Source organism: Streptacidiphilus rugosus AM-16 (assembly GCF_000744655.1).
GTDB classification, from domain to species: domain Bacteria; phylum Actinomycetota; class Actinomycetes; order Streptomycetales; family Streptomycetaceae; genus Streptacidiphilus; species Streptacidiphilus rugosus.
In genome coordinates, this window is record NZ_JQMJ01000004.1 from 5,684,374 (window position 1) to 5,709,271 (window position 24,898).

General features: G+C 73.8%; 20 protein-coding genes. 14 read left to right on the forward strand and 6 right to left on the reverse strand.

Annotated features, from left to right (window positions below; translation table 11 throughout):
• Positions 1-95 precede the first annotated feature (95 nt).
• From murC to BS83_RS34995, 5 genes are all read left to right on the forward strand, one after another.
• Positions 96-1,514: a UDP-N-acetylmuramate--L-alanine ligase gene (gene murC, locus BS83_RS34975; protein ID WP_051944558.1), complete on the forward strand. Its 1,419-nt coding sequence runs from the start codon at positions 96-98 to the stop codon at positions 1,512-1,514.
• Positions 1,515-1,552: 38 nt separating this feature from the next.
• On the forward strand, positions 1,553-1,960 hold the full coding sequence (gene msrB, locus BS83_RS34980; protein ID WP_037607368.1) for a peptide-methionine (R)-S-oxide reductase MsrB: 408 nt from the start codon (positions 1,553-1,555) through the stop codon (positions 1,958-1,960).
• 110 nt (positions 1,961-2,070) lie between these two features.
• The gene (locus BS83_RS34985) at positions 2,071-3,039 is read left to right on the forward strand and encodes a hypothetical protein (RefSeq protein ID WP_051944559.1); all 969 of its coding nucleotides are present in this window, start codon (positions 2,071-2,073) and stop codon (positions 3,037-3,039) included.
• Between the two features lie 14 nt (positions 3,040-3,053).
• Positions 3,054-3,809, forward strand: coding sequence for a hypothetical protein (locus BS83_RS34990; RefSeq protein WP_198035371.1), 756 nt, complete (start codon positions 3,054-3,056; stop codon positions 3,807-3,809).
• Complete coding sequence (locus BS83_RS34995) at positions 3,766-4,602, forward strand: inositol monophosphatase family protein (RefSeq protein WP_037607369.1); 837 nt, start codon at positions 3,766-3,768, stop codon at positions 4,600-4,602. Before BS83_RS34990 ends, BS83_RS34995 begins: the two co-directional genes overlap by 44 nt.
• A 254-nt stretch (positions 4,603-4,856) precedes the next feature.
• On the opposite strand, the gene BS83_RS35000 is transcribed toward BS83_RS34995, so the two are convergent.
• Positions 4,857-6,149 (reverse strand): ArsB/NhaD family transporter, encoded by a 1,293-nt coding sequence (locus BS83_RS35000; RefSeq protein ID WP_084714602.1) that lies wholly within the window; start codon positions 6,147-6,149, stop codon positions 4,857-4,859.
• A 72-nt stretch (positions 6,150-6,221) separates the two neighbouring features.
• Here BS83_RS35000 and BS83_RS35005 point away from each other — a divergent pair, with 72 nt between their 5' ends.
• On the forward strand, positions 6,222-12,152 hold the full coding sequence (locus BS83_RS35005; RefSeq protein ID WP_037607371.1) for a TIR domain-containing protein: 5,931 nt from the start codon (positions 6,222-6,224) through the stop codon (positions 12,150-12,152).
• Positions 12,153-12,394: 242 nt separating this feature from the next.
• On the forward strand, positions 12,395-13,624 hold the full coding sequence (locus tag BS83_RS35010; protein ID WP_051944560.1) for an FAD-dependent oxidoreductase: 1,230 nt from the start codon (positions 12,395-12,397) through the stop codon (positions 13,622-13,624).
• Positions 13,625-13,642: 18 nt separating this feature from the next.
• Here the strand turns inward: BS83_RS35010 and BS83_RS35015 are convergent, their stop codons facing one another.
• Entirely contained in the window at positions 13,643-14,455 is an 813-nt protein-coding gene (locus BS83_RS35015) for a heavy metal-binding domain-containing protein (protein ID WP_037607372.1), read from the reverse strand.
• Between the two features lie 177 nt (positions 14,456-14,632).
• On the opposite strand from BS83_RS35015, the gene tmpA reads away from it, so the two are divergent.
• Both tmpA and BS83_RS35025 read left to right on the forward strand, forming a co-directional pair.
• The gene (tmpA, locus tag BS83_RS35020; RefSeq protein WP_051944561.1) at positions 14,633-15,721 is read left to right on the forward strand and encodes a 2-trimethylaminoethylphosphonate dioxygenase; all 1,089 of its coding nucleotides are present in this window, start codon (positions 14,633-14,635) and stop codon (positions 15,719-15,721) included.
• Positions 15,718-16,311, forward strand: a complete 594-nt coding sequence (locus BS83_RS35025; protein ID WP_051944562.1) for a phosphonate degradation HD-domain oxygenase — start codon at positions 15,718-15,720, stop codon at positions 16,309-16,311. Before tmpA ends, BS83_RS35025 begins: the two co-directional genes overlap by 4 nt.
• Here BS83_RS35025 and BS83_RS35030 read toward each other — a convergent pair.
• Entirely contained in the window at positions 16,289-17,023 is a 735-nt protein-coding gene (locus BS83_RS35030; protein WP_037607373.1) for a GntR family transcriptional regulator, read from the reverse strand. The genes BS83_RS35025 and BS83_RS35030 overlap by 23 nt on opposite strands.
• Before the next feature lie 207 nt (positions 17,024-17,230).
• Between BS83_RS35030 and BS83_RS35035 the strand changes: the two genes are divergently transcribed.
• From BS83_RS35035 to BS83_RS35045, 4 genes are all read left to right on the forward strand, one after another.
• A complete protein-coding gene (locus BS83_RS35035; RefSeq protein ID WP_063774288.1) occupies positions 17,231-18,364 on the forward strand; it encodes a helix-turn-helix domain-containing protein in 1,134 nt (377 codons plus the stop codon).
• Complete coding sequence (locus tag BS83_RS35040; protein ID WP_051944563.1) at positions 18,361-18,939, forward strand: hypothetical protein; 579 nt, start codon at positions 18,361-18,363, stop codon at positions 18,937-18,939. Before BS83_RS35035 ends, BS83_RS35040 begins: the two co-directional genes overlap by 4 nt.
• 110 nt (positions 18,940-19,049) lie before the next feature.
• Entirely contained in the window at positions 19,050-19,574 is a 525-nt protein-coding gene (locus tag BS83_RS48045; RefSeq protein ID WP_051944564.1) for a hypothetical protein, read from the forward strand.
• On the forward strand, positions 19,459-20,253 hold the full coding sequence (locus BS83_RS35045; protein WP_232248779.1) for a TIGR04222 domain-containing membrane protein: 795 nt from the start codon (positions 19,459-19,461) through the stop codon (positions 20,251-20,253). Before BS83_RS48045 ends, BS83_RS35045 begins: the two co-directional genes overlap by 116 nt.
• On the opposite strand, the gene hemQ is transcribed toward BS83_RS35045, so the two are convergent.
• On the reverse strand, positions 20,237-20,947 hold the full coding sequence (gene hemQ, locus BS83_RS35050; RefSeq protein ID WP_037607375.1) for a hydrogen peroxide-dependent heme synthase: 711 nt from the start codon (positions 20,945-20,947) through the stop codon (positions 20,237-20,239). The genes BS83_RS35045 and hemQ overlap by 17 nt on opposite strands.
• Positions 20,944-22,401 (reverse strand): protoporphyrinogen oxidase, encoded by a 1,458-nt coding sequence (gene hemG, locus BS83_RS35055; RefSeq protein WP_051944566.1) that lies wholly within the window; start codon positions 22,399-22,401, stop codon positions 20,944-20,946. The genes hemQ and hemG overlap by 4 nt, the downstream gene beginning before the upstream one ends.
• A gap of 222 nt (positions 22,402-22,623) precedes the next feature.
• Here hemG and BS83_RS35060 point away from each other — a divergent pair, with 222 nt between their 5' ends.
• A complete protein-coding gene (locus BS83_RS35060; RefSeq protein WP_037607376.1) occupies positions 22,624-23,622 on the forward strand; it encodes a DUF4349 domain-containing protein in 999 nt (332 codons plus the stop codon).
• A gap of 168 nt (positions 23,623-23,790) precedes the next feature.
• Here the strand turns inward: BS83_RS35060 and hemE are convergent, their stop codons facing one another.
• Complete coding sequence (gene hemE, locus BS83_RS35065; protein WP_037610571.1) at positions 23,791-24,861, reverse strand: uroporphyrinogen decarboxylase; 1,071 nt, start codon at positions 24,859-24,861, stop codon at positions 23,791-23,793.
• Positions 24,862-24,898 lie beyond the last annotated feature (37 nt).

The window sequence follows — 24,898 nt, forward strand, 5'->3', positions numbered from 1 at the left end:
GGGCGGCGGGCGGGCGGCTGCACCGGGGAGCAGCCGGGATGCGGCAGAATCGAGGCGACCGCCCGCCCCCGGCACGACCCTCGGAGCCCGACACCATGACCGCCGCCCCGGCAGCCCCGTCAGCCTCGTCCGCGCCCCTGTCCGCCCCGCACTTCATCGGCATCGGGGGCGCCGGCATGTCCGGGCTCGCCAAGATCCTCGCGCTGCGCGGGGCCCAGGTCTCCGGCAGCGACGCCAAGGAGTCCACGGTCGTGCTCGCGCTGCGTCAGCTGGGCGCGGAGGTGTACGTCGGCCACGCCGCCGAGCACGTGCCCGCGGGGGCGAGCTGCATCGTGGTGTCCAGCGCGATCAGGGAGGACAACCCCGAGATCGCCGAGGCCCGCCGCCGCGGCCTGCCGATCATCCACCGCTCCGACGCGCTGGCGGCACTGATGGCCGACCACAGCGCCCTCGCGGTCGCCGGCACCCACGGCAAGACCACCACGACGAGCATGCTCGCCGTCAGCCTCACCGCACTCGGCCTCGACCCCTCCTTCGCGATCGGCGGGGACCTCAACGAGCCCGGCAGCAACGCCCACCACGGCACCGGCCGGATCTTCGTCGCCGAGGCGGACGAGAGCGACCGCAGCTTCCAGAAGTACACGCCCGAGGTCGCGATCGTCCTCAACGTGGAGCTGGACCACCACGCCAACTACGCCTCCATGGACGAGATCTACGAGTCCTTCGAGGCCTTCGCCGACCGCATCGTGCCGGGCGGCGCGCTGGTCGTGGACGTGGACCACGCGGGCGCGGCGGAGCTGGCGCGCCGGGTGGCGGGGCGTCAGTTCGACATCGTGACCGTCGGCGAGGCGGAGACGGCGGACTTCCGCATCCTGCGGATCACCGCACGCGGCATGACCAGCGAGGTCACCGTCGCCCTCCCGGACGGGCGGGAGCTGACCTTCACCGTCAACGTGCCCGGCCGCCACTACGCCCACAACGCGGTCGCGGCGCTGGCCGCGGGTGTCCGCCTCGGCGTTCCCGCGGACGAGCTCGCCGCCGCGCTGAGCAAGTACCAGGGCGTGCGGCGTCGGCTCCAGCTCAAGGGCGAGTCCGCGGGCGTCCAGGTGATCGACTCCTACGCGCACCACCCGACCGAGATCGCCGCCGACCTGCAGGCGATCCGCGAGGCGGCCGGCGAAGGCCGGGTGCTGGTGGTCTTCCAGCCGCACCTGTTCAGCCGCACCCGCGAGCTGGGCCTGGAGATGGGCGAGGCGCTGGCCCTGGCCGACCAGGTGGTCGTGCTCGACATCTACCCGGCCCGCGAGGACCCGATCCCCGGCATCACCAGCGAGATCGTCATCGAGGCCGCGCGGGCCCGGGGCGCCGACGTCCAGGGCGCGCACTCGGTCGCCGCGGTGCCGGAGATCGTCGCGGGAATCGCGAAGCAGGGCGATCTCGTTCTCACCATGGGGGCCGGGGATGTCACCTTCCTCGGCCCGGAGATCCTCACCCGCCTCGACACCCTCGGCTGACCGGCCGGGGCCCGCCTGGAGCGAAGGAGCGCCACGCCATGGGTTACGAGATCGAGAAGACCGACGCGGAGTGGCGCGCCGAGCTCAGCCCGGAGGAGTACGCCGTGCTGCGCCAGGCCGGCACGGAGCGCCCGTTCGTCGGCGAGTACACGGACACCAAGACGGTCGGCGTCTACTCCTGTCGCGCCTGCGGCAGCGAGCTGTTCAGCTCGGAGACCAAGTTCGACTCCCACTGCGGCTGGCCGAGCTACTTCGCGCCGCTCGCGGAGGACCGCGTGCAGTACATCACCGACGACAGCCACGGGATGCACCGCGTCGAGGTCCGCTGCGCGAAGTGCGGCTCCCACCTGGGGCACGTCTTCGAGGGCGAGGGCTACAACACGCCGACGGACCAGCGCTACTGCATCAACAGCATCTCCCTGAAACTGCGCCCGGCCGCCGGCTGAGCCGGCTCCGGCCGCCGGCCGGAGCCCCGGCCGCGAACCGCTCCGCATGTCAACTCGCCCCGTTGTAAGGGTGCTTGGCCAGGTCCTACCATGGCCGCACTGGGGGGAGCATGGACCTTGCGGAGCGGGACGCGGACGGGCGTAACCGACTTGAGCGCGGCGTCGGCTGGGCCCTTCGGAATCTGGACGGCCTGGTCGGGCTCGGGATCGCGGTCGTCGTCGGGGTGCTGGACATCTTCTCGGGTGCCGTCAGCACCGGGGTGACCTCGGGCACCGTCCTGTTGGTGCTCGCCTCCCTGGTCTTCGCCTCGCTGGCGGAGCGCAAGCGGCGCACCACCGACATGCGCCGGGCGATGCAGGGCACCCAGCAGGCCATCGCCGACGCCGGCATGGTGCGCTCGCTGACCGGCCCCGAGGTCGAACAGGCGCTGCGCCGGGCCCGCGCGGACACCGACCGGTGGATCTTCCGCGGCGGGACCGGGACCTACCTGCGCGCCGTGACGCTGCCGGAGTGCGTCCGCGAGACGCAGCGGCTGCGCCGGGCGCTGACCATGAAGATCGATATTGTCGACCCGTCCGACGACCGGGTCTGCGCCACCTACGCCCGCTTCCGGCAGACCTTCGCCGCCCCGCAGGACGCCGGCACGGACCGCGAGTGGACCACCGAGCGGACCCGGGCGGAGTCCTACGCCACGGTGCTGGCCGCCTGCTGGTACCGGCAGCGGATGGACGCGCTGGAGGTCGACGTCTACCTGTCGGCGACGGTGCCCGCGCTGCGCTTCGACCTGTCCTCGTCCTGCCTGGTGATCACACAGGACGATCCGCAGCGGGTCAACCTCTGTGTGGACCACGGGCGTCCGCTGTACGACTACTACGTCACCGAGCTGCGCCTGGCCCGCGACCAGGCGCGCAAGGTGAACCTCGAGGTGCAGGTCCTGCTCGGGCAGGAGCCGACCGTGGACCAGGTGCGGCGGTTCTTCGACGCGATGGATCTGCCGCTGCCGACCGCGTACTCCGACACGGACGTGCGCACCGTGGTCGACAAGGCCCTGCACCCGGAGCACCCGTACCGCATCTGACGTCCGACGAGTCGATGGGCATCGAAGCGATCATGGAGACCGGCTCGAACTTCACGACCTTGGACCAGGCCGCGCGACAGGGAAGGACGGCCGTGCTGGCCGGCTTCGCCGCCGCGGCGCTGGAGGCGCTGGCCTGCGGGCGGCGCGAACTGCGCGCGGTGCGGCACCCGTTGGGCTTCGTCTGCCTGCCGGTGCTGCGGGAGGGCGGTGACGGCGTCTGTGTGCATCTGCACGGCGGTCCCGAGGCGGCCGAGACGGCGGCCGCAGGGCTGACCACCTCGACGATCCACGCGCACAGCTGGGACCTGGCGAGCTGCGTGCTGTTCGGGGAGATCGGCAACGTGCCGGTGCGGGTCCACGACGTGGGGCGGGACCGGGCCACCCACCGGGTCTTCGAGGTGCACAGCAGCGCTTCCGGCGTGGACGAGCTGCGCCCGACGTCGCGCCTGGTGCGCTGGTCGGCCGCCCCGACCGAGATCCACGGGCCGCGCCGGATCTACCGGATGGCCTCCGGCGAGTTCCACAGCACCGTCGAGGCGCCGCCGCGGCGCGGTCCCTCAGGGTGGGTCCGGCAGTCCAGCGCGACGGTGGTCGTCGGCCGCTCGGCGGCGGGCCGCACCGACCTGGCCCTCGGGCCGTTACACGGCCTGCCGCACCAGGTGCAGCGCCGGCACTGCTCGGCGCCCGAGTCGGCGGACATCGCCCTGCGCATCCTGAGGAGAATGAATGAGAGCGAACCCCGCTCCGAACCGTCCGGACTACGCGGGTGAGCACCGGGCGGCGGTCGCGGCCGCGAAGGCCGCGGGGCGGCTGTTGCGCGGCCGGGTCGGGCAGGGTTTCGCGGTCCGCCCGAAGGGCGAACGCGGCGACGTGGTGACCGATCTCGACCTGCTGGCCGAGGAGCTGATCGTCACCCGGTTGCGGGCGCAGTTCCCCGCGGACCGGATCGTGGCCGAGGAGTCCGGCCTGCTGGAGGGCGCGGCGGGCGGCCGGCGGACCTGGCTGGTGGATCCGCTGGACGGCAGCAACAACGTGGCGATCGGCCTGCCGGTCTGGAGCGTCGGGATCGCCCTGTGCGTGGCCGACCACCCGGTGGTCGGCGTGGTCCACGACCCGGTCGTCGGCCGCACGTGGAGCGCCTGGCACGGCGGCGGCGCGCACGGGCCCGACGGCCCCCTCGCCGGTCCCCCCGCCCGGGCGGACGCGTCGGGCCCGCTGCTCGCCTGGACCCAGGGCTACGCGGTCGACCGCGACGACGACCGCGCGGGCGCACTCAAACACACCCTCGAACTCCGCGCCCGCCGCCTGCTGCAGCTGTGGGCGCCCCTCTCCGCCTGGGCGATGCTCGCCCGCGGCGACATCGACGGCTTCGTCGGGTACCGCCCCGAACTGGTCGACCTCCCCGCCGGTCTCCTCCTCGCCCGCGAGGCGGGCGTCACCGTCCGCACCTTCGCCGGCACGGAACTCGCCCCCCGCTTCGGCTCCGACGCGGACTTCAGCTTCGTCGCGGGCCGCGTCGAACTCGTCGACGAACTGCTCGGGCTGGTGGCGGAGCCCCGCTAGCAGCGTGCGGCCCTGCCGACCTGCGGCTCCGCGACGGGGGTCGAGCAACCGCCCGGCCGGCGGGCGCGCGGCCCGGCGCGTCGAGGAGCATCCGCATGCCGGAGGGGCGCCTCCCGGCCGAAGGCCCGGGGACCGTCGCGCACGCGGTCGCTCAAGCGGAGCCTCGTGCCCCCGAGGTCGCACGACTCACCCTCGGCCGATCGGCTCGCGTCCATGCGGCGGAACCGCGCAGTTCCTCGCGCCCCTGGCGGGGATCAGCCCGTCAGCGCCAGCGCCAGGGAGGACGCCGTCACCGCCGTCACGGCGAGGACCGCGCCCGTCGCGGTGAAGCGCTTGAGGGAGACCTGGATGCCGAAGGCGCGGCAGCGTTCGAACCAGAGGAGGATCGCCAGGGAGGCCCAGGGGGTGATCACCGGGCCGACGTTGACGCCGACGAGAAGGCCCAGCAGCTGCTGGTGGTTGGCCACCGGGACGACCGACTCGCCCGCCAGGTAGACCGGCAGGTTGTTGAGGACGTTGGAGAGCGCGCCGCCGACACCGGAGGCGCGGAGCACGCCGAGGGTGCCGCCGTCCGAGCCGATCGCGGAGGCGAGCAGGCGGTGGAGGCCATGGGCGTCGAGGGTCTCCACCACCAGGAACATGCCCGGCACCATGATCAGCAGGCGCCACGGGATCAGGGACAGCCGCAGCTCGCCCCGCCGGCGGACGGCGAAGGCCAGCACGACCACCACCGCCGCGCCGCCGGAGGACACCCAGATCGGCGCGCCACCGACCAGCACGCCGACCAGGAAGCCGACGGTGGCCAGCGCGCAGATCCGGAACAGGAGAGGGTCGCTCGGCCGGTGGACCTCCGGCGGGGTGTAGGCGTCGGCGCCGCGCCGGGAGGAGCGCCAGTAGAACCACCACAGCAGCGCCATGGTCACCGCGATCGAGACCAGCTGAGGGAACCACATCACCTTGGCCAGGCCCACCGCGGAGAGCGCCACCCGGTCCGCGGCCAGCAGGTTGGTCAGGTTCGAGGCCGGCAGCAGCAGGCTGGCCGTGTTGGCGAGCCAGACCGTCGTCATCGCCAACGGGACGGCGGCGATGCCGACCCGGGCGGCCAGTGCCAGCATGACCGGGGTGAGCAGCACCGCCGTGGTGTCGAGGTTGAGCGTGATCGTGATCACCGACGCGAAGACCACGCAGAGCACGAAGAGGCGCGGGTAGCTGCCGCGTCCGGCCTTGGCGACGCCGGTGGCGACGACGTCGAAGACCTCCGCCCTGGAGGTCAGCTCGGCCAGCAGGATCACCGTGGCGAGGAAGGCCAGCAGGGGGGCGATGCGCTGCATCGCCTGGTCCGCGGAGGCGGTCGGCAGCAGGCCGACGGCGAGGGCGAGGAGACCGCAGGCGAGGAGCCCCACGGCCAGCCAGTCGAGCGGATGGGCGCGCCCGAGGAGGGCTCCCGCCCGGCGACGCGACGTCCCGCCCACCGAATCCGCGGAACCCTCGGAACTGCTGTCGCCCTCAGCACTGGAGACCCGGTGTCCTGTCACATCCACGCCCATTCAGCCCATGTTATCGCTACCAACTGCTCACTCTCCGCCACGATCCGCCCCACGCGCAGCTAAAATCACGCCATGGCGAACAGCGATCCGGCCCCGTTCGACTTCTTCATCAGCTACTCCCCCGCCGACGAACGGTGGGCGACCTGGATCGCGTGGACGCTGGAGGAGGCAGGTCACCGCACCATCGTGCAGGCCTGGGATTTCGTGCCCGGCACCGACTTCATGGACTTCATGGACCGGGGCGTCAGCCAGTCCACCGCGGTGATCGCCGTGCTCTCCGACCGCTACAAGACGTCCACCTACGGCCGGATGGAGTGGCAGGCGGCCCTGCGCGCCGACCCGCATCCGCCGTACAGCCGGCTGCTCACCGTCCGGGTGGAGGACACCGACGTCGAGGGCCTCCTCTCGACCATCACCTACATCGACCTGGTGAGCGTCCAGGATGCCACCGCGGCAAGGGAGTTGCTGCTCTCCCGGGTGCAGCAGGCGGTGGCCGGGCGGGCCAGGCCGGAGCGGCGCCCGGTCTTCCCAGGTGATCCCTCCGGGCCGAACCCCGTCCCCGCCGCCACCGGGACCGTGGCCGCGCCGCGCAGTCCGGTCGGGCAGCTGGCCTGGGGCGGACGCCGGCGTCCGGCCGTCGCACCGCGCTTCCCCGCCGCGGACCCCGCACCGCGCGAGAGCGACACCGTCACCGTGCTCCAGCTGGCAGGCCCCGCGTTCGGGCGCGGGCAGGACCCCGACGCGCTGCGCGCCGCGATCTGGAGCGACCTGGTCGAACTCACCGACACCGGCGCGCCCGCCCCCGACCTGGTCGTGGTCACCGGCGACCTGACCGCGACGGGCAGCCCCCGCGAGTGCGACCAGGCCCTCGCCTTCCTCACCAAGCTCCGCTCCTTACTGGGCCTCGATCCCGGCCGTCTGGCCGTGGTCCCCGGCGGGCAGGACGTGAGCCTGGCCGCCTGCCGCGCCTACTTCCACGGCTGCGAGGCGGACGAGATCCCGCCGCGCGCGCCCTACTGGCCGAAGTGGCGTCACTACACGCGCCTCTTCCACGAGCTCTACCAGGGCCTGGACGTGGTCTTCGACGCCGACCAGCCCTGGTCCCTCTTCCCGGTGCCCGACCTGCACACCGTCGTCGCCGGGCTGAACTCCTCGATGGCGTACAGCCACCGCGCCGAGGACCAGCACGGCAGTCTCGGCAACGAGCAGATCACCTGGTTCACCCAGGCGCTGCGGTCCTACGAGGAGGCCGGCTGGCTGCGGATCGGCGCGGTCCGCCACCCGCTGGACCCGAGCGCCCGCCCCCGCCGCGACGCGCTGCGCGACACCGACGCCTTCGTCCGGCTCGCCGCGCCGCGGCTCAACCTGCTGCTGCACGGACCCGACGCCGGTCCGGGCCCCGCCGCGCCCCACCGGCTGCCGACCAGCAGGGGCGAACTGCTCGTCGTCGGCGCGGGCAATCCCGCCGACCACCGGCTGCTGCAGGTCGGCCCGGAGCGGCTCACCTGGTGGCAGACCAGGGACACGGTCACCCCCAACCAGCTGGCGGCCCCGTGGCGCAGCGCCGGAACCGCCTTCCCCACGCACGGCACCGCCGAGGGGCCCGCACCGCAGGAGCCGGTGGCCGTGGACGTGACGGCGGCCGAACCGCGCGTGCTCAGCGATCCGCAGGACCTGCTGATCGAACGGGTCGTCGAGGTGCTGCGCACCCGCCACCAGGCGGTCACCCTGCGTCGGCTGCGCGGCGCGCCCCCGCAGCTGCTGGCCACCTGGCAGGAGTCCGGCTTCGTCCGGCAGCTGCGGATCGCGGTGTGCCTGAGCACCCCGGACGCCGAACTGGTGGAGGCCTTCGCCGACCAGGTGCGGTCCGCCGCGACCGGCTCGGACGCCGAACTGGTCCATCTCGGTCCGCTGCCCGCCCCGGAGCTGCGCGACCGGGCCCGCAGGCTGGGGATCAGGCTGCGCAGCTTCACCGAGTTCCAGGGCCTGCTGGACCTGCGGGACCACACCCGCGCCCAGACCGAACGGCTGCTGCGCGACGACCGGTACCCGCCCCGCCTCTACCTGCCGCAGCGCTACCGGGAGACCGCGCCGGCCGGGGGCGTCGAGCACCAGGACCTGGTCGGCGACATGCTGCGGCTGCTGGACACCGACCACGGCCGCTTCCTGCTGCTGCTCGGCGACTTCGGGCACGGCAAGACCTTCGCGCTGCACGAGCTTGCGCACCGGCTCCCCGAGGAGCTTCCGCACGTCACCCCGCTGCTGATCGACCTGAGCACGCTGGACAAGGCCTACTCGCTGGACGGCATGGTCGCCGCGCACCTGGCCGCGCAGGGCGTGGACACCATCGAGCTGCGGGCGTTCCGCTACATGCTCCGGCAGGGCCGGATCATCCTGCTCTTCGACGGCTTCGACGAACTGGTCAACCAGGTCAGCTACGACCGGGCCGCGGACCACCTGCAGATCCTGCTCGACGCCGCGACCGACAACGCCAAGATCGTCGTCACCAGCCGCACCCAGCACTTCAAGTCCCAGGCCCAGGTGCTGACCGCGCTCGGCGAGCGGGTCGGACTGCTGCCCCAGCGCCGGGTGCTGCAGTTGGAGTCCTTCAACGAGCAGCAGATCCGCCGCTATCTGGAGAACCGCTACGGCGACGCCCAGGCGGCCGACGAGCGGATGCGGCTGCTGCTCGGCATTCCGGACCTGCTGGCCCTGTGCGGCAACCCCCGGCTGCTGAGCTTCGTCGCCGAGCTCGGCCCGGAGCGGCTGCGGGCGGTCGCCGGGGCCGGCCGGGCGCTCAGCACGGCTGGGCTCTACCAGGAGGTCTTCGACGCCTGGCTGCAGTTCGAGGAGCGGCGCGGTTCCGGCGCGCCGGGGTCGCCGCCCGGCCTGAGCCTGGACCAGATGTGGCACGCCACCACCGCGCTGGCACTGCGGCTGTGGGAGTCCGGCCGCACGGCGCTGCGCCTGGACGAGCTCACCGACATCGCCGAGGTGCTGGGTCCGCTGACGGAGCACCGGATGTCGGTGCCGAACACCGCGCACGCGGTCGGTTCGGGCACGCTGCTGGTCCGCTCCAACGACGGCCTCTTCCACTTCATCCACCGCTCGGTGGCCGAGTGGCTGGTGGCCAGGGAGGCCGCGGCCCGGCTCGCCCGCGGTGACCACGAACTGCTGGAACGGAGGGGCCTCAGCCAGCTCGCGGTGGAGTTCCTCTGCGACATGGCCGACCGGCAGGCCTGCCGGGACTGGGCCCGCTCGGTGCTGCGCAACGACGCCGGGGAGAACGGGGAGCACGAGGAGGAACCGAACGCGACGGCCGGATCGGTCGGCGAGACCGCCGACGCGGTGGCCAGGGGCAACGCCGCCAAGATCATCAGCCGGCTGCGGGTCCCCGCCCACACCGATCTGCGCGGCGCCCGACTGGTCGGCGAGGACCTCTCCCACCGCGACTTCACCGGCGTCGACCTGACCGGCGCGGATCTGACCGACGCCCGACTGGACGGAGCCAACCTGTCCGGCGCCAGGCTCCGCGGCACCCGCCTCATCGGCACCACCATGGACGGCACCCGACTGACCGGGGCCGACCTGCGCGACGCCGACCTGCGCCGGTCCCGGCTCACCCGGGCCGGCCTGGACGGCGTCCAGCTGGCCGGCAGCCGCTGGCAGCGGTCGGCGGTGATCGGCTCCACCGGCGACCGTCCCCTCGCGGAGATCCCCGAGCTGCGGGCCGCCGCGATCAGTCCGGGCATGCCGGTCCACTTCGGCCTGCGCCCGGCCACCGTGGGCGTGCCCTACGGCTTCGGCGCCAGCTCGGCACGGCTGCCCGAGCCGCTCACCTACACGCCCGACGGCGAGCTGCTGGCCGTGGGCAACGAGGACGGCAGCGTGCTGGTCTGCGACGCCGTCACCGGCGCCGCGCTGCGCACGCTGACCGGCCACTCGGGCCGGGTCTACTCCGTCAAGTTCCGTGAGGACGTGCTGGCCACCGGCGCGGCCGACGGCACGGTCCGGCTCTGGGACCCGGTCACCGGGGACTGCCGTCACCGGCTGGAGATCCACCCCGAGGGGGTCTGGCCGGTCTCGCTGGACCTGGCCGGACGGCAGCTCGCCACCGGCGACCCGACCGGCGCGGTCACCGTCTGGGACGTCGCCACCGGTACCCCCAGGCTGCAGCTGCCCGGTCATCAGAAACTGACGCTGACCACCCAGTTCAGCGCCGACGGAGGTCTTCTCGCCACCGGCGACGCCAGCTCGCGACTGGAGGTGTGGGACACGGCCACCGGAGCGCTGCTCGCCGCCCTGGAGGGCCACGACGGCACCGTCTACCGGGCCAGGTTCAGTCCCGACGGCCGCCTGCTGGCCACCGGCGACCAGGGTCCGGTCCTCGACCAGCGCACCCATCGCGGCCAGCGGGGCAGCGTCCGGATCTGGTCCACCGAGACCTGGGAGCTGGTGCACCACTTCACCGGCCATCCAGGACGCGTCTACACGCTGGACTTCCACCCCGGCGGCGCCCTGCTGGCCAGCGGGGACACCGAGGGCAGCATCCGGCTGTGGGACCTCGCGGCGGGCCGCCCGGCGGGCGAGGCGAAGGGCTGCAGCGGCTCGGTCTACCAGGTGAGCTTCTCCCCCGACGGCGGCCTGCTCGCGGCCGGCGACAGCGACGGGCACGTCCGGCTCTGGCAGGTGCCGCCCCGCTCCGAGGCCGCGCCCGGCGCGGCGGTGCCGCCGCCGCGGCGCGGACCGGCGTCGGTGCTGACGCCGCTGCCGCAGCAGCCGCCGCAGCACCGCGGTTCGGTCTGGGCCTGCCGCTTCCGGCCGCCGACCGAGGCCGAGCCCGCCGGTGCGGGCCCGGTGCTCATCAGCCTCGCCAACGACGGCCTGATCCGGCTCTGGGACACCGCGACGGGCCGCAGCCGCCGCATCCAGCGCGGCCACGGCCGCAAGATCGGCTCGATCGACTACAGCGCCGACGGCGCGCTGCTGGCCGCCGCCGGCAACGACGGCCAGGTCCGCCTCTGGGACAGCGCCACCGGCGTGCGCGCCGCGCAACTGAAAGGCAACAACGACCAGTTGGTCTCGGCGGTGTTCAGCCCGACCGGCCCGCTGCTGGCGACGGCGAGCAACGACGGCGACGTGTACCTGTGGAACGCGGCGACCGGCGAGTTCCAGCGCGAGATCGACGCCGAGACGGACCACACCTGGGCGGAGGCCTTCGACCGCTCCGGCGAGATCGTCGCCACCGCGAACGACGACGACTCGGTGCAGCTCTGGTACCGCACCACCGGCGCCCGGGTGACCGGCCTGCCCAAGCACCGCGGCCGGGTCCGCTCCATCGCCTTCGACCCCGACGGCGCGCACGTCGCCACGGGCGCGGACGACCGGCTGGTCAGGGTCTGGGACCTCAAGGGCGAGTCGGCCGTCGAGCTGGAGGGCCACACGGACCGCGTCTACGCCGTGGTCTTCGGTCGCGGCGCGGGAGCCGGCGGGGACGAGGGCTGGATGGCCAGCGCCTCCTGGGACGGCTCCGCGATCGTGTGGCGCGACGGCGCCCCCGCGCACCGGCTCGTCGGCCATGTCGGCCGGATCTGGACGGCGGCGGCCCACCCGACGCTGCCGCTGCTCGCGACGGCGGGCGACGACGGCGCGGTGCGCCTGTGGGACGTGCGCTCGGGCGGACTGCTGGAGCGGCTGGAGGGGCCGGTCGGGCGCGTCCTGTCGCTCGCCTTCCGCCCGGACGGCGGCCAGCTCGCCGCGGCGGGCGAGGACGGCGCGATCCGCCTGTGGCGCATCGCGCCGGACACGGTTCCCGCCCTCCAGGCGACGCTGATCAGCACGGCGGAGGGCTGGGGCATGTTCACCCCGGCGGGCCGCTACAAGCACGAGGGCGTCACCACCGGCGAGTTCTGGCAGGTCATCGGCATGTGCCGCTTCGAACCCGGCGAACTCGACCGCCACCTCCCCACCGCCGCCCAACTCCCCCTCCAGCAACCGCTCTGACGCCCGCGACGCGCGGGACCTTCGAGCAGAGGGCCGGTGGCAACACCCCAGGGGCGCGGGGAACTGCGCGAGAAACCACCCTGTGCGGATGGCCCTGCGCGTTCAGGACCATCCGGACGCCGGTGGCTTGTCGCGCAGTTCCCCGCGCCCCTGAGGTAGTGCAACCGGCCCTTTGCTGCGAGGTGACGCGCCCCTGGGGCGCTGCCGGGTTGCTCGCCTGCCGTAGGGGAAAGGTAGCCCGCATGGGTGGACTGCGGGTGGCGGTCGTGGGGGCGGGGCTCGGGGGGCTGTGCTTGGCACAGGGCCTGCGGCGGGTCGGGGTCGAGGTGGAGGTGTACGAGCGGGACGCCGGGCCGGGCGCCCGGCCGCAGGGGTACCGGCTTCATCTGGACGCCAGGGCCGGGCTCGCGCTCCAGCAGTGCCTGCCGCCCGCCCTGTTCGCACTGTTCCAGGCCACCTGCGGCCGGCCCAGCCGGCAGTTCAGCGTGCTCAGCGACCAGCTACGGGTGCTGCACGAGGCCCGCGGGGAGGAGGGCGTCGACCGGTACGCCCCTGCCACCCTCTCCACCTCCGTGCACCGGCAGACGCTCCGCGAAGTCCTCGGGGCGGGCCTCGACGACCGGATCCACTACGGACGCGAACTGCGCGGCTTCGCCGCGGACGCCTCCGGCGTCCGGCTGCGCTTCGCGGACGGCGGCAGCACCGACGCGGACCTGCTGGTCGGCGCGGACGGCGTCGGCTCCGTGACGCGGCGCGCGCTGCTGCCCCACGCCCGGGTCGTCGACACCGGCGGACGCTGCCTCTACGGCAGCACGCCGCTCAACGACGAGGCCCGTGCCCTGCTGCCGCCGGCCCTGCACCAGGGCTTCACCGCCTTCGTCGGCGGGCGCACCGGGATGGCCGCCGGACTGGTCCGCCTGCGGCAGCAGCCGGAGCAGGCGGCGGCGCGGATCGCGCCCGAGGCGCGGCTCTCGCCCGTCGCGGACTACCTGATGTGGGCGGTGACCGCGCAACGCGCCCGGTTCCGCGTCTCCGACGCCGAGCTCTCCGCGGCCGGTCCGGCCACCCTGCACGCGCTGGCCGCCGGCGCGATCCGCGGCTGGCACCCCGACCTGCGCCGGCTGGTCGAGCTCGCCGAGGTCGACCGGACCTTCCTGGCCGTGATCCGCTCGGCCGAGCCCGTCCCGGCCTGGGAGCCGGGACCGGTCACGCTGCTCGGCGACGCGATCCACGCGATGAGCCCGGCTCGCGGGTCGGGCGCGAACACCGCGCTGCAGGACGCCGCGACGCTCTGCCGGGAGCTGACCGCGCACCCCGGCGAACCGGTCCTTGCCGTCGGCGCGTACGAGGCGGCGATGCGGGAGTACGGCTTCGCCGCGGTCGAGGCCTCCCGCCGGGCCGAGGCGGAGGGCGGCGCGCGTGGCGCGGGCCGGCTCGCGTTCTGGCTCTACCGCCGCCTCGCGCGCGGCTGACCCGGCCGCCCGGCGGACTCAGCCGTTCAGCGGCATCGTCATCGTCGGCCTGACCGGCGAGACGTCCGGCCTGACCCGGCTCACGGCCGTGCCGAGGGCGAAGAACTCCACCGCGTGCTCGCCCCAGTAACGGGAGTCCTCCACCCTCGTGCCCACGATGCCGTCCGAGCCCAACTGCTGCCCCTCGTACTGCATCCGGGCCATGGCCAGCTCGCGGGCGTCGTAGAGGGCCTGGGTGAACTGCGGCAGCTCCGCGTTCTGGCCGACCTGGTTGAGCGTCTGCCGCAGCGACTGGTGGGCGACGTGGTAGACGCAGTTGCCGAGGACGAGACGGCGCGGCAGCCAGCCGTGCTGCCAGAGCGTCCAGAAGTCCTGCCCGGAGAGGTTGGTGGTGAACGGCTTGCCGTTGGGCGCGCGGTAGGTGCCGCCGCCCTCGGTGGCGCGCACGGCGGTGCCGGTGGCGACGTACTCGATGACGTCGCCCATGAAGACGTAGTTCATCGGGCGCAGCGTCACGCCGATCACCCCGTCCGCGCCCAACTGCGCCGCCTCCGCCTCCATCCGGCTCATCGCCAGCTCGCGGGCGTTGTACATGGCCTGGGTCAGCATGCCGAGCTCCTGGCTGACCTTCCAGCCGCCGTACTGGGTGCCGACGTGGTAGACGCTGGTGCCCATCACCATGCCCAGCGGGTCGAAGCCCGACTCGGTGACGAGCACGAACTCGTTGACGGAAAGGTCCGAGGTGAAGCAGGGACGCCCCTGCCGCGAACCGTCGAGGCGGCCGCGGGCGATGTCGGAGATCTGGACCTGCGGAGTTCCCGGTGTGCTCATGACTGCTGCTCCCCGTGACGGCGTCTGCCTCGAAAGCCCCGACCCTATCCCTGCCCGGTGAAGCGGCGCGTCACTTCCCGTTCGGACGGCGTTCAGCCGGGGTGCTCTTGGCAGCACGGGTCCCGAGCGGCAAAAGTTGGCTATACAACTTTGCCGCCGGCTTCCCGAAGGATCTCCATGCCCCCGACCGAACCCGCCGAACTGCCCGCGCTGTGGCTGCGGGACAACTGCGGCTGCCCCGAGTGCCGCGACCCGCGCACCGGACAGAAGCTCTTCCAGGTCAACGAGCTGCCCGAGAAGCCGTCCGTCGAAACGGCGGAGCTGACGGCGGGCGCGTGGGAGGTGGTCTGGGCGCCCGACGGCCACCGCTCCCGCTACGGCGCCGAGTGGCTGACCGAGGCGGCCGCGCCCGACGACCGGACCGAGGACGCGAAGGACCTCTGGCCCACGGCCGACGCCCTCGGCGGACGACTGCCGGAGACCACCTGGGCGGCCTATCTGGAGCAGGACGGCGAACGGGTCGGGATGCTCGACGCGGTGCGCCGGCTCGGCTTCTGCCTGCTGCGGGAGGTACCGCCGCACCAGGACCAGGTCCTGGAGGCGGCACACTCCTTCGGCTACGTCCGGGAGACCAACTACGGCCTGCGGTTCGGGGTCAGGGTGGAGGACGAGCCCAACAACCTGGCCTTCACCAACGTGCGGATCACCCCGCACACGGACAACCCCTACCGCGACCCGGTGCCGACCCTGCAGTTGCTGCACTGCCTGGTCAACGACGCCGAGGGCGGCGACTCCGGGCTCGTGGACGGCTTCGCGGCGGCGGCCACGCTGCGCGAGGAACAACCGGACGCCTTCGCCGCGTTGACCCGCACCCCGGTCCCGTTCGTGTTCCGCGACGCGGTGACCGAGCTCCGGGCCGAGCGCCCGCTGATCGGCGTCGACCCGCGCGGTCGGATCAACGAGGTGCGCTTCAACAACCGTTCGCTCGGCACACTGCGCCGGCCCGCCGACGAGGTCGAGGCCTTCTACGCCGGCTACCGCGCGTTCGCGGAACTGCTGCTGCGGCCCGAGCGGCAGCTGGAGTTCCGGCTCTCCCCCGGCGACTGCCTGGTCTTCGACAACACCAGGCTGCTGCACGCCCGCACCGCCTTCGCCCGCGGCGGGGCCCGTCACCTGCAGGGCTGCTACGCCGACCTGGACGGCCTGCTGAGCACGCTCGCGGTGCTGCGCCGCCGCCCGGAGAACTCCATGGAGGCCGCGCGATGACACCCGACCAGATCGTCGACGCGATCGCCGCGCTCTTCGAGGGCGAGGGCGCCGAGGACTATCTCGGCGAGGCGGTCAGCCAGGCGCAGCACATGCTCCAGGCGGCGGCGCTGGCGGAGCGCGAGGGCGCGCCGCCGGCCCTGGTCGCGGCCGCGCTGCTGCACGACGTGGGTCACTTCCGGGGCGCGGTCCACGGCCGCGAGTTGATGGCCGGCGCCCAGGACAACCGGCACAGCCACCAGGGCGCGGACTGGCTGGCCCCCTGGTTCGGCCCCGAGGTCACCGAGCCGGTGCGTCTCCACGTGGCCGCCAAGCGGTACCTGTGTGCGGTCGAGCCTGACTACTTCGACCGCCTGTCGCCCGCCTCGGTCCACACGCTGGGCCTCCAGGGCGGCCCGATGTCAGCAGCCGAGGCGGCGGAGTTCGCCCGTCACCCCCAGGCCGCCGACGCGGTCCGGCTGCGCCGCTGGGACGAGGCGGCGAAGGAGCCGGACGCCGACGACCCCGGCTTCGAGCACTACCGCCCGCTGCTCGCCGCACTGGCGACGGCCGGACCGGTGCCGCCGGTCAGGGCTGACGCCGCCTCGTGAGCGCGGTCGTGGCGGGCGAGTTGTGCACGGTGAAGGCGACGGTCCCCGGGAGGTAGCGGTCCTCGGACCACTCCACCGGGGCGCCGGTCGGATCAGTGGCCCGGCGGCGCTCGCGCAGCAGGGCGGCGCCGGGCGGACAGCCCAGCAGGCGGACGTCGTCCGCGTCGGCGAAGGCCAGATCGACGGTGTGGTCGGCGTCGGCGAGGACGACGCCTTGCGCCTCCAGCAGCTCGGTGACCGACACGGCGTCGTCCGGCATGGCCTCGACCAGCGCGCCGACCGGCCCGGGATAGACGGTCCGCTCGATCATCACCGGCTCCCCGCCGAGGGTCCGGCAGCGCAGCACGGCGAAGACCCGCTCGCCCTCGGCGACGCGCAACTGCCCGGCCTCGACGGCCCCGGCGTCACGCCAGCCCGCCGCGACGACCGCCCCGCCGGGCTCCTCGCCCAGCGAGAGCGCCCATCGGGTGAAGCTCTGCAGCTCGGCGAAGCTCTGCAGCCGCGGCTGCTCCAGCACGACGCGGCGCGTCCCGCGCCGCGAGGTGACCACGCCCTCCGCGCGCAGCAGCGCGAGCGCCTGCCGGACGGTCCCCCGCGACACCCCGTGCGCCGCGGCCAGCGCCTCCTCGCTCGGCAGCCGGCCGCCCTCCCCGTACTGCCCCCGCAGCACGTCCGCGCGCAGCCGCTCCGCCAACTCCCGATACCTCGCCACGCAACGATCCTTTCACGCACGAGGCGCCTCCAGGGGTGCGGGGAACTGCATGAGCAACCGCCCTGTGCGGATGGCCCCGTGACAGGAGGACCGTCCGCCGGCGGTGGCTTGTCGCGCAGTTCCCCGCGCCCCTGGAGGTGCAACCACCTCATGCTGCGAAAACCATCAGGCATTGCGATTCTCGCAACTGCGTCGTACCGTGGAGGCATGGACGAATCCGTCTCCGGGCGGGTACGCACGGTGATCGGCGCGGCGGGGCTGAGCCACGCCGCCTTCGCCGCACGCGTAGGGATCACGCCCGACAAGCTGTCCAAGTCACTCAACGGCGTACGCCGCTTCAGCTCGCTCGACCTCGCGCTCATCGCCGAGGCAGGACAGGTCAGCGTCGACTGGCTGCTGACCGGGCGTCAGGCCGTCCCCGCCGGCGTCGCCGCGCGCGGGGACGCGGCCGCGCACGGGCAGAGCCTGTCCGAGCGGGCCGAGCGCTACACCGCGGCCTACGACGTCCTCGACCTCCTGGGCCGCGCCCCCGAGCTGCCGCCGCTGCCCGCGCTCCCCGAGGGGGAGCCCGAGCAGCAGGGCGAGCGGCTGGCCGCGGGCGTCGCCGAGAAGCTGCGCCGGGTCGGGCCCGAGCCCGCCTCGCTGCTGCCCACCGGCGAGTTGCTCGCACTGGTCGAGCAGACCCAAGGCGTGGACTTCGCCGTCACCGAACTGCCGGGCGCCGTCGACGGGTTCGCCTGGCAGGAGGACGGCTTCCGGCTCGCCCTGGCCCGTCGCGACGAACGGTGGACCAGGCAACGGTTCACCCTCGCCCACGAGCTCGGCCACCTGCTCGCCGGGGACGCCGCGCAGCCGCTCGCCGAGTCCCCCGTCGCGCCGGGCCGACAGGCCGAGCCCGACGAGGTGCGCGCCAACGCCTTCGCCGCCGCGCTGCTGATGCCCGAGGCGGAGGTACGCGAGGCCGCCTCGGAGCTGGACTTCGCCGCGGTGGTGGTCAGGTTCCGTGTCTCGCCGAGCGCGCTCGCCGCGCGGCTGCGCCGGCTCGGGCTCGTCGACGCCGCCGAGCACGCCAGGCTGCGGCGTCGCACCACCGCCGAGTGCCATCTCGCCACCGGCGCCATGGACGCCTACCTCCGCGAGGCGGCGCTGGCCGGCGCCGAACGGCCGCCCGCCAGGCTCGCCGACGGGCTCTGGTCGGCGTTCGAGGCCGGGGAGACGACGCTGCGTCCGCTCGCGGCGCTGCTGGGCATGGCCGCCGACGAGCTGGAGGCCCGGCTGGAACAGCGCGAGGAGCGGCCGGGAAGCAGAGCCGAAGAAGGCGAGTTGGTCTATCAGCCATGACAGCCGCGACCGAGTGGTGGTTCCCCGACAACACGGTGCTCTGCAACTTCGCGGCCGTCGACCGGCTGCCGCTGCTGGAGAAGGTGCTCGACGGCCGGGGCCGCTGGTCCGAGGCGGTCGCCCGCGAGGCCAGGCTCTCCGCCCGGCACCTTCCGCCGCTCGCCGGGCTCGCGGACCGGGGCACACTGGGCGAGCCGGTCGAGATCACCGACCCGGTCACCCGGGCCGAGGTGGAACGTCTGCGCCGGGCCGTCTTCGGCGGTGACCGGCGCCGCCCGACCCAGCACCTGGGCGAGGCCGAGACGCTGGCGCTGATCACCAAGGAGCGCGAGTTCCGCCGCTCCGTCTGGATCTCCGACGACCGCGACGCCACCCGCTACGCCCGCCACCGCGGCATCGTCACCCTGGAGACGTACGACCTGGTCCGCGCCGCTGTCGCGGAGGAACTGGTCGACGCGGGCGAGGGCCACCTGCTGCTGCGGCGGATGACCGAGGCGGGCCGCCGGCTGCACCGGACCAGCTCGGGGCCGGAGGAGTTCCGGTCCCCCGGCGGGGCCGGGAAAGCTCAAATCTAGCTCTGAGAATGGGCCCCGGCTCTTCCGGGCGGAACCCGCGCCCGACATGCTCTCCCCATGGAGCCAGGTGCGGGGGACCTGGCTCCTCCGCTCTTTGGAGGGGTGTCCTGATGAGCCTCGATCCACTGTTTCTCACCGCGGCCGCCGGAATCGGCCTGGCCGCCGCGCCGGTCCTGTGGACCGGCGCAAGGAAGCGCCACGACGACCGGGCCGAACGGGCCTTCAGGACCGCGCTGCGGCTGCTCGCCGGCGCGGCGGTGCTGACCCTGCTGCTCGCCGCGGTGGCGACGTTCCGCTGGGCCGACCAGACCGTGGGCGGCTCCACCCTGGCCGGTGCGGGCGCCGCGCCGCCGGACCGGCCGCCGCTGCTCTCCTTCCTGCTGCTGCTCGTCCCGGCGGCCCTGGTCCTGGCCTTCGCACGACGCCGTCGGAGTGAGGTCCGGTCACGATTGGACATCCCTCCGCACACGGACCTTGAGTCCGGGTCTCCGCTGCGGTTGGTTGGCGCCCATGTCGTACGTGTTCCTGGTCCCCGCCTGCCTGCTGGCGATCGTCTCCTCGGTGAGGCTGTGCCGGCTGGTGGCTGCGAACGACCCGATGCCGACCGGCGGGTCGACCCCCACCCCGTCGGCTGAGGCGGACCTGGTCGACGCCGCGTATCTCGCGGGCGGACCGGAGCGGGTGGTGGATCTCGTGCTGGTCGAGATGGCCCGCGCGGGGCTGCTGCACCTCGCCCACACCGGCTGGACCTCCGTGGCCCGGCCGGAGCCGCGCAGTGAGCTGGAGACCGCCGTGCTGACCGCGATCGGCCCCGAGGGCCAGTGCCGGACGGACGACCTGCGCCGGGAGGTCGCACGCGGGCCGGCGGTGCGCGCCGTCGCGGACCGGCTGGCGCTCGCGGGTCTTGCCGTCCCCGCCGGGGCACGGGCGGCGCTCGCGCACGCGGTGGCGGGCGTCCGCTGGTCGCTGCTGGCCACGGTGGCGCTCTTCGGCGCGGCGGTGGGCGGAGCCGGCGCCCGGATGCTGCTGGGCGGGCCCGCGGCGGCCGGAGCGGTCGGCGAACTGCCGAAACTGGCGGCCTGGTTCGCGCTGCCGCTGATCCTGGGCGCGGGCACGCTGGTCATGGCGAGGATCGAGATCTACCCGGTCACCCCGTGGGCCGCGCCTCCCGGCCAGACCCTGCTGCGGGCCCTGCGCCCCCGCCGCGGCGACGCGGCGCGGCAGGACCCGACGCTCGTGGTGGTGCTGCGCGGCGCGGGAGGGGTCAAGGACCCCTCCCTGCGCGCCGCCCTGCGGGCTAGGCGAGGCCGTTGACCAGCTCGGTGATCGGCTTGCGGCGCCCGGTGTAGAAGGGGATCTCCTCGCGCACGTACAGCCGCGCGCGGCTGGCGCGCAGATGGCGCATCAGGTCGACGATGCGGTGCAGCTCGTCCGCCTCGAAGGCGAGCAGCCACTCGTAGTCGCCCAGCGCGAACGAGGCGACCGTGTTGGCGCGGACGTCGGGGTAGCCGCGCGCCATCTTGCCGTGCTCGGCCAGCAGCTCGCGGCGCTCGGCGTCCTCCAGCAGATACCAGTCGTACGAGCGCACGAACGGGTAGACGCAGACGTACTCACGCGGCGTCTCGTCCGCCAGGAACGCCGGGATGTGCGACTTGTTGAACTCGGCGGGGCGGTGCAGCGCCATGTTGGACCAGACCGGCGTGAGCGCCCGGCCGAGGCGGGTCCGGCGGAAGCGGTTGTACGCCTCCTGCAGGTTGTCGCTGTCGGCGGAGTGCCACCAGATCATCAGGTCGGCGTCGGCGCGCAGCCCGGAGACGTCGTAGGTGCCGCGGACGGTGACGTCCTTCTCGGCGAGCTGCTCGAACAGCTCCTCGACCTCGGCCCCCATCGCGGCGCGGTCCTCCGGCAGCACGTCCTTGAGCCGGAAGACCGACCACAGGGTGTAGCGGATGACGTCGTTCAGCTCACGCGCCTTCGGCTTCTGCTTCTGCTCGCTGTGCTCACTCATGAGCCCATTGTCTCCTTTGCTCGAATCGCTCCGGTCACCAGGTCCGCCGCACGCCGTCCGTCGGCGATGCAGGCAGGGATGCCCACCCCGTGGTAGGCCGCGCCGCACAGCGCGAGGCCGGGCAGCGCGCCCAGCTCCGCCTCGATCCGCTCGACGCGCTGCGGGTGGCCGACCGGGTACTGCGGCAGCCCCGCGCGCCACCGGGTGACCGCCTGCGCGTACGGTCGCGCGGTGATCCCGGCGGCCTCACCGAGATCGGCCAGCGATCGTTCGATCAGGTCGGCGTCGTCGTGGTCGAGCACCTCCTCCTCGCCGTGGCGGCCCAGGGAGGTGCGCAGCAGGAAGCTGTCCGGGGCGGCGTCGTTCAGCCAGCCCCACTTGTTGCTGGAGAAGGTCGAGGCCTTGATCGCCCGGCCGTCGACCGGCGGGACCAGGAAGCCGCTGCCCCGCAGCTCGCCGAGGTCCGCGCGCCGGAAGGCGAGGGTCACCAGCGCCATGCCCGCGTACTCCACCTCGCCGAGCTCGGCCGCGGCGCGCGGCGCCGTCGCCGCCAGCAGCCGGGCGGCGGCGGGCGCGGGCACCGCGAGTACGACGGCGTCGGCCGACAGCGCCTCGCCGTCGGCGGTCACCGCGGTCCAGCCGTCCTCGGTGCGGCGCAGCTCCCCGACCGGCGTCTGCGTCCGGATCTCCACGCCGGCGGCCCGGCAGGCCGCCTCGACCGCGACGGGGAGGCGGCCGATGCCGCCGTCGATGCCCATGAAGACCGGGGCGGGGTTCGGGTTCACCGCGGCGGCCGCGAGCGCGGCGTGCACGCCTTCGATCGCGGAACGATCGCGCTGAGCGATCGCAAGAAGTTGCGGTACGGCCGCTCCGAGCGAGATCCGGTCGGCGTGACCGGCGTAGACGCCGCCCAGGAGCGGTTCGACCAGTCGGTCGACGACCTCCTGCCCGAGCCGCGCGGCCACGTACGCGCCGACGGCGACGTCCTCACCGATCTCGGTGCGCGGCAGCGTCCCGTCCTCGGCGGCCCTGGCCATGCCCTCGGGGGAGATCACACCGGAGGCGCCCAACGCGTCCAGGTCCCCCGGCACACCCATCAGGTGCCCGGTCGGCATGGGGCGCAGCGCGCCACGGGTCCAGATCGCGGCCTTGGCGGTGGTCGGCGGCTGCAGCGCGTCGCTCAGGCCGACGGCCCGGGCGAGCTCGACCGCCTCCGGCCGCCGGGCGAGCACGGACTCCGCACCGAGGTCGACTCCGACCCCGCCCACCTCGCCCGAACGGAGCTTGCCGCCGAGCAGCGGGCCGGCCTCCAGCAGGGTCACCCGCGCACGGGGCGCGCCACCGTCCGCGCCGCTCAGCCGCGCGGCCGCGGCGAGCCCGGCGATGCCGCCGCCGACGACCAGAACGTGCGGGAGCGAGCCGGGGTGGGGGGGACGCTGCACGGTGCTGTTCATGCCTGCCACTTTCGCACACCCGCCTTGCGCCGCTGATCTGCGACCCCAATGGCAACAGCCCCGCAACGACCTTCGGACGACCTCCGGTCCGCCTCCCCGCGAACACCCGCCGAGTCGGCCGCGACCGGATCTCAGCCCGTTCGTTATCGGCTTGTTGACGTTCGGTCGGGAACCTCTCCGCGCAACTACCGGTCCAATGAGGGACCGAGGAGAGGGGACTTGATGAAAGCCACAGACGGCAGACGGCGCTTCGGCGCGGGCCTGACGGCCGGGATCCTGGCCGCAGGCCTGGCCCTGGCCGGATGCTCCGCGTCGGGCACGAGCGCGAGCAGCGCGGGCGGTAACGCCGCGCGGGGACCGGCGGCAGGAGCGGCACCGGCCGGTGGCGGCGCTGCCGCCGGCAACGCGGCCGCCCCGCCCACCACCGGGAGCAAACCGGATTCCGGCAAGGCGGTGGCCGCGGGTCACGCGGTGATCTTCTCCGGCGAGGTCCAGCTGCAGTGCGCCCATGTCGACGCCACCCTCAAGCAGGCCGAGGACGTGGTCTCTGCGGCGGGCGGCTTCGTCGACTCCGAGACCAGCGGCGACAACGGCTTCCTCCCGACCGCCGGCTCGTCCGACGCCTCCGGCCAGCCCCAGGCCCAGCCGCTGCCCGCCCCGACGCAGACCGGCGGCGACTCCGCGCAGGCCGTCTTCAAGGTCCCGACGACCGCGTACGACGCGACGTACCAGCAGCTGCTCGGCCTCGGCGCGGTGCTGGGGCGTGAGCGCGCCAGCCAGGACGTGACCGCGCAGGTGGTGGACCTGGCCAGCCGGATCAGGAGCCAGCAGGCCAGCATCGACCGGGTCAACGCGCTGATGAAGCAGGCGGGCTCGTTGAACGACATCGTCGCCCTGGAGTCCGCGCTGACGCAGCGGGAGACCGACCTGGAGTCGATGCAGTCCCAACTCGCCGCGCTGCAGAACCAGGTGGCGATGTCGACGATCACCGTGCAGCTGTTCCAGAAGGCCGCGCCGCCGGTCGTCGCAGCGCCGAAGCAGCGGGGCGCGTGGAGCGCGGCGGGCCACGCGCTGGCCGCAGGCTGCCACGGGCTCTACCTGGTGGGCCGGGCCCTGCTGGTCGCCTTCTCGGCGATGCTGCCCTTCCTGCTGCTGCTCCTGCCGATCGTGTTCATCGGCTACCGGCTCGCCCGGAGGAGGAAGCCCGAGGCACCCGAGTAGGTCGCAGCCCCATGGGCGCGAGGCTCCGCTTGATCAACTGCGGGCGCGACAAGCCACCGATGAGCGGATGGTCCTCAACGATCAGGGCCATCCGCACAGGGTGGTGGCTCGCGCCCACGCGGCAGAGCGGCCTGTCAGCAGTTCCTCGCGCCCTTCGGGGTGCCGCCCCTACTTCTGGGTGCGTTCGTGGACGTAGGCGACGAGCTTGGTGAGGGCGTCGGGGTCGGTGGTCGGGTGGACGCCGTGGCCCAGGTTGAAGACGTGGCCGCGGCCGGAGGCCTGCGCGGAGGCCAGCACCTCGTCCGTCTTCGCCCGGACCGCGGACTCCGGCGCGAACAGCACCGTCGGGTCCAGGTTCCCCTGCAACGCCTTGCCCGCACCCACCCGGCGCGCCGCCTCGGCCAGCGGGACGCGCCAGTCCACGCCCACCACGTCCGCGCCGGCCTCGCCCAGCAGACCCAGCAGCTCCCCGGTGCCCACCCCGAAGTGGATCCGCGGGACCCCGTAGGGGGCCACCTCCGCGAACACCTTCGCCGACGCCGGCATCACCTGACGCCGGTAGTCCTCCGGCGCCAGCCCGCCCGCCCAGGAGTCGAACAGCTGCACCGCCGAGGCCCCCGCCTCGATCTGCACCCTCAAGAACCCCGCCGTGATCACCGCCAGCCGGTCCACCAGCTCCGCCCACAACTCCGGCGCGCCGTACATCATCGCCTTGGTGTTCTCGTACGTCCGCGACGGCCCGCCCTCCACCAGGTACGACGCCAGCGTGTACGGCGCCCCCGCGAAACCGATCAACGGCGTCGCCCCCAGCTCGGCGACCAGCAGGCCGATCGCCTCGGTCACGTACGGCACGTCGCCCGGCTCCAGCGGACGCAGCTGCGCCAGGTCCTCGCGGCTGCGGACCGGGCGGGCGATGACCGGGCCCACGCCCGGCTTGATGTCCAGGTCCACCCCGATCGCCTTCAGCGGCACCACGATGTCGCTGTAGTAGATCGCCGCGTCCACCCCGTGCCGGCGCACCGGCTGCAGCGTGATCTCCTTGACCAGCTCCGGCATCATGCACGAGTCCAGCATCGCGACACCCTCACGCACCCGCCGGAACTCCGGCAGCGAACGACCCGCCTGCCGCATGAACCACACCGGCGTATGCGGAACCTCCTCCCCACGACACGCACGCAACAACGCGGAGTCGTAGGTCGGCAGGGTCTCGGGGCGGCTGGTGCTCTGGCTCTCGGTCACGGTGGAAATCTTCGCACGGCCGAAGCCGCGCTCCTTC

Excerpts from the sequence above, each read along its gene's own strand:
- murC (WP_051944558.1), top strand. The coding sequence starts at position 96 with ATGACCGCCGCCCCGGCAGCCCCGTCAGCCTCGTCCGCGCCCCTGTCC.
- msrB (WP_037607368.1), top strand. The coding sequence starts at position 1,553 with ATGGGTTACGAGATCGAGAAGACCGACGCGGAGTGGCGCGCCGAGCTC.
- BS83_RS34985 (WP_051944559.1), top strand. The coding sequence starts at position 2,071 with ATGGACCTTGCGGAGCGGGACGCGGACGGGCGTAACCGACTTGAGCGC.
- BS83_RS34990 (WP_198035371.1), top strand. The coding sequence starts at position 3,054 with ATGGGCATCGAAGCGATCATGGAGACCGGCTCGAACTTCACGACCTTG.
- BS83_RS34995 (WP_037607369.1), top strand. The coding sequence starts at position 3,766 with ATGAGAGCGAACCCCGCTCCGAACCGTCCGGACTACGCGGGTGAGCAC.
- BS83_RS35000 (WP_084714602.1), bottom strand. The coding sequence starts at position 6,149 with ATGGGCGTGGATGTGACAGGACACCGGGTCTCCAGTGCTGAGGGCGAC.
- BS83_RS35005 (WP_037607371.1), top strand. The coding sequence starts at position 6,222 with ATGGCGAACAGCGATCCGGCCCCGTTCGACTTCTTCATCAGCTACTCC.
- BS83_RS35010 (WP_051944560.1), top strand. The coding sequence starts at position 12,395 with ATGGGTGGACTGCGGGTGGCGGTCGTGGGGGCGGGGCTCGGGGGGCTG.
- BS83_RS35015 (WP_037607372.1), bottom strand. The coding sequence starts at position 14,455 with ATGAGCACACCGGGAACTCCGCAGGTCCAGATCTCCGACATCGCCCGC.
- tmpA (WP_051944561.1), top strand. The coding sequence starts at position 14,633 with ATGCCCCCGACCGAACCCGCCGAACTGCCCGCGCTGTGGCTGCGGGAC.
- BS83_RS35025 (WP_051944562.1), top strand. The coding sequence starts at position 15,718 with ATGACACCCGACCAGATCGTCGACGCGATCGCCGCGCTCTTCGAGGGC.
- BS83_RS35035 (WP_063774288.1), top strand. The coding sequence starts at position 17,231 with ATGGACGAATCCGTCTCCGGGCGGGTACGCACGGTGATCGGCGCGGCG.
- BS83_RS35040 (WP_051944563.1), top strand. The coding sequence starts at position 18,361 with ATGACAGCCGCGACCGAGTGGTGGTTCCCCGACAACACGGTGCTCTGC.
- BS83_RS48045 (WP_051944564.1), top strand. The coding sequence starts at position 19,050 with ATGAGCCTCGATCCACTGTTTCTCACCGCGGCCGCCGGAATCGGCCTG.
- hemQ (WP_037607375.1), bottom strand. The coding sequence starts at position 20,947 with ATGAGTGAGCACAGCGAGCAGAAGCAGAAGCCGAAGGCGCGTGAGCTG.
- hemG (WP_051944566.1), bottom strand. The coding sequence starts at position 22,401 with ATGAACAGCACCGTGCAGCGTCCCCCCCACCCCGGCTCGCTCCCGCAC.
- BS83_RS35060 (WP_037607376.1), top strand. The coding sequence starts at position 22,624 with ATGAAAGCCACAGACGGCAGACGGCGCTTCGGCGCGGGCCTGACGGCC.